Here is a 2637-nt window from a genome sequence, read left to right as displayed (position 1 = left end):
GCCATGCGATTAATGCAACCCTTCCATACGTTGACGAATCAAATTTTTGACTATGTCAATCTTCCTCATGGTTTGACTCATACCACCGATTTGAACCAAACCGATAATAAACTTGATGCGCTTATTAGGCCAGCTGGGGGTTGGGGTGCGTTGATAGCCGTGCAAGGTAATATGCGAAAGCAGCAGGCATTGACCCGTGCGCCAATCACATTATTAGACCTAAATCAGCCATTTGGCACTAAGTGCCCAAGTTGTGCATTTCCAAACGGCAAAAAAAAGCCCATTAATTTTTGTGAAAATGGGGCTAAAGCAACGGCATTTGAAACCACCAAAAAAACCGTGACGGCTGATTTTTTTGCCAAATATACCGTCACTGAACTGCTCGCGCAAAGTGATTATTTCTTGGAAAACCAAGGACGCTTGACTGAGCCTATGCAGTACAATGCGGCGACTGATAAGTACGAACCCATCGAATGGGAAGCTGCTTATCAGTTGATTGCCAGTCATCTCAATCGATTGGATGACCCGAATGAAGCTGTCTTTTATACCTCTGGTCGAGCCAGTAATGAAGCGTCGTTTTTGTATCAGTTATTTACCAAATGCTATGGCACGAACAATATGCCAGATTGCTCCAATATGTGCCATGAAGCAAGCAGTGTGGGGTTAAAAGATAGTATCGGCTTAGGTAAAGCAACCATCGTAATGGATGACTTTGAGCATTGTGACAGCGTGTGGAGTTTTGGGCATAATCCAGGTACCAATCACCCACGTATGCTAGAAACATTGGCAAATGTCGCTGAGCGTGGTGGCAAAATCATTGTGATTAATCCGCTTAAAGAGCGGGGACTTACGCGTTTTCAAGATCCAAAACGCCCAAGCCAAATGCTGACAAATGGTAGCACGCCACTTAGTCACTATTTTTTCCAGCTAAACATTGGCTCAGACTATGCGTTAATGACGGGCATACTCAAGCATTTAGATAATTGGGATCGCGAGGCACGGGATAACGGTAAAGCCGCTATTTTTGATCATGACTTTATTCAAGCCCAGACCGTAGGCTTTGATGAAATGATTGCAGGGGTAAGGGCGACCGATTGGCAAACCATTTATCATATTACAGGGTTAGACGCGCAGCAAATTGAGCAACTAGCCCAGCTTTATCGAGAGAGTAAACGTCCTATTTTAACATGGTGTATGGGCATCACCCAGCATCGTCATGGTACGGACAATGTGCATATGTTGGCAAATTTAGCCTTGGTTATGGGGCATATTGGCAAGACAGGGACGGGACTTGCGCCGATTCGTGGGCATAGTAATGTTCAAGGTAACCGTACCATGGGTGTATGGGACAAGCCTTCAGATAAGCTACTTGATCAAATCGACAAAGTTTTTGGCATTAAGTCCCCTAGAGCGCATGGCTATAACGTTGTAGAGACCCTTGAAGCCATGCAACAAGGCAAGGTTAAAGTATTTATGAGCCTAGCGGGCAATTTTGCAGTGGCAACCCCCGATAAAGCACGTACAGAAGCGGGTATTCGCGGCTGTGAGTTAACGGTACAGATACAGACCAAGCTCAATCGTAGCCACTTGATTCATGGTAAAGAAGCCATTATTTTACCTTGTTTAGGACGAACTGAAATTGATAAGCAAGGCGACAATAACCAATACATTAGTATTGAAGATTCCATGTGTAATGTGGTGTTGTCACAAGGAGCGCGTCAGCCTGTTTCACATAAATTGCGCGCTGAAACTGAGATTATCGCAAGTATCGCTGCGGCTACACTTAGGCATAGCCCGATTCGTTGGGCTTGGTATGTAGAAGATTACGACCGAATTCGTAATGACATTGCTAAAGCCATTGAAGGCTTTGATAACTTTAACCAAAAAGTCTATACCAAACAAGGCTTTCATCTACCGCATCCTGCCAACCGTTATGAATGGCAGACCCAATCTGGTAAAGCCACCTTTTTCTTTACACCGTTAACCGAGATTTATGCAGATAAATTGACGGCTCAGCCCGATGATTTATTAACACTAACCAGTATCCGTTCTCATGACCAATTCAATACCACCATTTATGGGTTGGATGACCGCTATCGCAACGTTTTTGACACGCGGCAAGTAATTTTTATGAATGCTGATGATGCTGATAGATTGGATTTAAAAGCAGGTGATAAGGTGATTATCCAAAGTGAATACGGCGATGGTATTGAGCGAAAAGTCACAGGCTTTCAAGTCATTTTGTATGATATCCCTAAAGGCAATCTAGCCATGTACTACCCTGAAGCCAATCCACTGATTGCGATGACAGATTTTGATAAAAAATCAGGCATGCCTGCCTTTAAAACCGTGTCGGTTAGACTGAGAAAATGTGCTTAATGATCATAGGGTTGCTTAAAAAACCCTATGGATGATTGTTAAATGTAAAAGTATCATTAAATAAAAAAGTATCATTGAATAAAAAAGTGATGATTGAAAAAACAGGCTGAAAAATTGAATATTTACGCGTTTTTTAAGATGAGTAATAAACTTACTGTCGAAAATTAAACCCATAAATAAATGTTATAGATTTTCTTTAAATGTTAATTCAACAAAAACACCTGTTATTGTTGAATAAATCAGGATGAGCAATTTTAA

1 protein-coding gene is annotated in these 2637 nt (G+C 41.9%); it reads left to right on the top strand.

What is annotated here, in order from left to right:
• Positions 1–2379 (top strand): FdhF/YdeP family oxidoreductase (locus RTP55_RS11055; RefSeq protein WP_312386059.1); only part of this gene is annotated, 2379 nt, incomplete at its 5' end.
• Positions 2380–2637 lie beyond the last annotated feature (258 nt).

The organism is Moraxella sp. CTOTU47579, from assembly GCF_032004885.1.
Classification (GTDB): domain Bacteria; phylum Pseudomonadota; class Gammaproteobacteria; order Pseudomonadales; family Moraxellaceae; genus Faucicola; species Faucicola tetraodonis.
This window is presented reverse-complemented; position numbering and strand designations above follow the sequence as displayed.